The organism is Streptomyces sp. NPDC093109 (genome assembly GCF_040701725.1).
Taxonomy (GTDB): Bacteria; Actinomycetota; Actinomycetes; order Streptomycetales; family Streptomycetaceae; genus Streptomyces.
Map to the genome: position 1 here is coordinate 1 of NZ_JBFBEZ010000101.1, position 3,597 is coordinate 3,597.

Sequence of the window (3,597 nt, forward strand, 5' to 3'; positions counted from 1 at the left end):
GCCGGCGGAGATACCCGCCGGTATCTCCGCCGGCCGCCCGTCGGGCTGTGCGTGTGCGCCGGAGGGTCAGATCGCCTCAAGGATCTGGATGAACTGCGGCGAGCGGGTCGGCTTGATGTCGACGCGCTTCCAACCGCTCTCCGCGTACAGGGCGTCGAACTCGGCGAAGTCCCGCTCCTGTCCGTGCGTGGCCGCCAGCATGTTCATGTCCAGGAGGGCGCCGAAGTTCGGCTCGCCGACCTGGCCCACGACGCTCTCGATGACCGCGGCCCGCGCGCCCGGCTTCGCCGCCGCGCGGCAGTTACGCAGGATCGTCAGACACTGGTCGTCGCTCCAGTCGTGCAGGATCATCTTGAGGAGGTAGAGGTCGGCCGCCGGCACCTCCTTGAAGAAGTCCCCGCCGACCGCGCTGAAGCGGTCCTGGACGCCGGCCCTGGCCGCCGCCTCCACCGCGCTGTCCACCACATGGGGCATGTCCAGGACCACGCCCGTGAGGTCCGGGGCCGTCTTCATCAGCTCGTGCACGAGGGCGCCGGTGGACCCGCCGATGTCCACGGCCACCGAGACGCCTTCGAGGTCGAGCCCCGCGGTCACGTCGTGGATGACCATGTCCGTGGCGTTGGCCATGGAGGAGGCGAACAGCGCGCCCTCCTCCGGGTTCTGGCCGAAGTAGTCGAAGGCCGTCGAGCCCTCGGCCAGCCCCAGGGCCGCGTGCATCTGCGTGGTGCCGTTCCGTACGGCGTCCGGAAGCGATCCCCACGACTGCCAGTGGAAGGGCGCGCCCTGGACGATGGCCATCTCGCGCAGTGACCCCGGTACGTCCTTGCGCAGCAGGCCGCCCATCGCGGTCAGGCTGAAGCGCCGGTCTCCCGCGTCACCGAAGAGGCCGATGGACGAGGCGGCGCGGAGCAGCCGGTACGTGGTCGTCGGGTCGCTGCCCTCGCGCTCGGCGATCTCCTCGGCCGTGGTGGCGCCCGCTGCCACGTGGTCGGGGAGGGAGAGTTCGGCGGTGGCGCGGAGGATCTGCGTCACCCAGTACCCGGATATCATCTCCACCATTTTCATGGTGGCCTGCGCGGCCTCGGCTTCGCTGCCGAAGTTCGCGGTCTCTTCGCTCATGGCTGGTTCCCACTTCTCGATGTCACACGGTGTGGGTGCGGAGTGCCCGGGCGCACACCGCGTTCGGTACCTGGTTCACGCTCAACTGGAGCCCCTGGTTCCCCTCTTGGGGAATCGCGTGATCCGGGAAGCTGAATCGGATTCAACACGCACGCGCCCGGGGACGTGGTGCTGGTGTCCCCGGGCGCGTGGATCGACTGCCGTACTGCCGTGCTTACTTGAGCAGGTACGCCTTCTCGATGGTGACGTCGTAGACGTTGCCGCTCTTGTCGGTGAGCTTCGCCTTGAGGGAGACCGAGGTGGCCTTCTTCGGGTGGCTCAGGGTCAGGCTCCGCTTACCGCTCTTCGTGGTGACGGGGGCCTTGGACCACTTCTTGCCGCCGTCGTAGGAGACCTGCACGGCCAGCGACTTGAAGTTCTTCGCCGCCGGACCCTGGATCGTCAGCGGGACGGTGAGCTTCTTGCCCTTGGCCGCGGTGCTCGCCAGGTCCAGCTTCGGGGCGAAGCCGACCGTGGAGACCGGCAGGTTCGCGACCTTGCCGGCCGCGGGAGCCTTCGAGGTGAAGGTCCAGGACGCGGCGAGCCGGGTGGTGACGCCCGCGACCGAGGTGGCGCGGGTCGCGTCCGTACTGACCTTGATCTTGGCCGACTTGGCCGGGAGCGCGTCCGTGCCTATGCACAGCGAGCTCTTCTCGTCGACGACCTTCTTGCCGTCGACGGTGAGCACCGACTGCTGCTTCGAGGTGGTCGAGTAACCGAGGTGACCGGCGCCGTCGGCGAACGTGGCGATGCAGGCGAACATCTCGTTGCCGTACCGCTCGACACCGCTTCCCCGGGCGGCGACCCGCGGGGCGAACACACCGACGTTGAACGTCTCGGTGTAGGTCTTCTTCGCCGTGTAGCTCTTGGTCGTCAAGGGCGGCAGGGCGATGTCGGTCTCCAGGCCCCGGCTGTCGAGCTGACCGGCGCCGAAGGCCCACGTGAAGCCCTTGGGTGTGGTGACGTAGGTCTTCGCCGTGGCGGGCAGTGCGAACGGCTTGGTGCCCGTACCGACCCCGTAGAGCCCGGACGGTGTGTACCAGAACGGGTTGAGAGAGCCCTTGCGGTTCTTGACGGAGGTGCCGACCCTGACGTTCACCAGGGCGAGTTCGCTCGTGGCCGTCTTGTGCGTGTACCCGGTGTAGAACGAACCGGGGCGGTTGTAGAGCAGGTTGTAGCTGGTGCTGCCCTTCTGCCAGGTGCCGCCGACCTGCGAGTTGAACAGCTTCGCCGGGACCGACGGGCCGACCTGGCCGACACGGAAGTTCTTGAAGGAGTTCCCGAACCAGGTCATGCCGAGATCTCTGTTCGGCACGGCGCTCAGCTCGAAGTTCACATACGCCGAGCCGATCTTGGCGGAGTCCGGCGCGGTGACGCTGATCGGCTTCGCCTTGCGCGCGTCGAAGGTGACCGTCGCGTTCTTGGTCACCTCCAGCTTCGGCTGGACCATCCAGGCGGCGTCCGGCGCGGACTTCCCGTTGGAGGTCTCCACACCGGCCTCCAGCAGATACGCGCCCTTCGGGACCCGGATCCTGGCGACACCGTCGCTCTTGGTGGCCTCCACGTCCTTCCAGAAGTCGGAGCTGTGGCCGTAGACCGAGGCGGCCGACCGGGAGGGCTTGCCCTTGGCGTCGATGAACTTCATGGTGATGTCGTACGACTCGACCTCGCGGATGGCGCCGAAGGTCGTACGGACGCTCTGGCCGCCCTCGGTGGCCTTGGCGGTGACCGTACCGCTGAAGGTGCCGTCCTGGGTGCCCACACGGGTGTCCGACGTGACGTCGACACTCGCCGTGCCGCCGGCCGGGACGGTGACCTGCGGGGCGCCGAGGGTGAAGAAGCCGGCCGGGGCCGCCTTGCCCTTCGGGCCGACCGTCTCCAGCGACAGGTCCAGGGTGACGTCCTGCGTACCGGTGTTGGTGTACGTGACCGTCTTGGTGACCGGCTTGTCCGTGGTGTGCGGCCACTGCTGGGTACCGAAGTTCAGCGAGGTCTGCTCACTGACGACGCTCTGCGTGATCGCCTTCGTCAGATCGGCGCGACCGGTCCCCTGCTGGTACGGGGTGAGCCCGGCAGCGGGCTTGGCGGAGGCGGTGAGCGCCTGCTTGATGCGCTGACCGGTCCAGTCCGGGTGCTCCTGGGCCAGGATCGCGGCGGCGCCCGCGACATGCGGGGTCGCCATCGACGTACCGGACATGGACACATAGCCGTCGGCGGCCGGGTCACCGAGGACACCGTTGGCGGCCTTCGCGGCGACGATGCCCACGCCGGGGGCGGTGATGTCGGGCTTCAGCGAGCCGTCGGCCGTCGGGCCCACGCTGGAGAAGTCGGCGATGTTCTCGTCGCGGTCGACCGCGCCCACGGTGAGGGCCGAGGCGGCGCTGCCGGGTGAACCGACGGTCTCCGCGTCCGGGCCCTCGTTGCCGGCGGCGATGACGA

2 protein-coding genes are annotated in these 3,597 nt (G+C 68.6%); both read right to left on the reverse strand.

What is annotated here, in order from left to right; genetic code table 11:
* Positions 1 to 66: 66 nt before the first annotated feature.
* Positions 67 to 1,119, reverse strand: a complete 1,053-nt coding sequence (locus AB0389_RS37680) for a methyltransferase (RefSeq protein WP_366400102.1) — start codon at positions 1,117 to 1,119, stop codon at positions 67 to 69.
* Positions 1,120 to 1,333: 214 nt separating this feature from the next.
* Positions 1,334 to 3,597, reverse strand: a 2,264-nt coding sequence (locus AB0389_RS37685) for a S8 family serine peptidase (RefSeq protein ID WP_366400103.1), incomplete at its 5' end; no start/stop codon positions are given.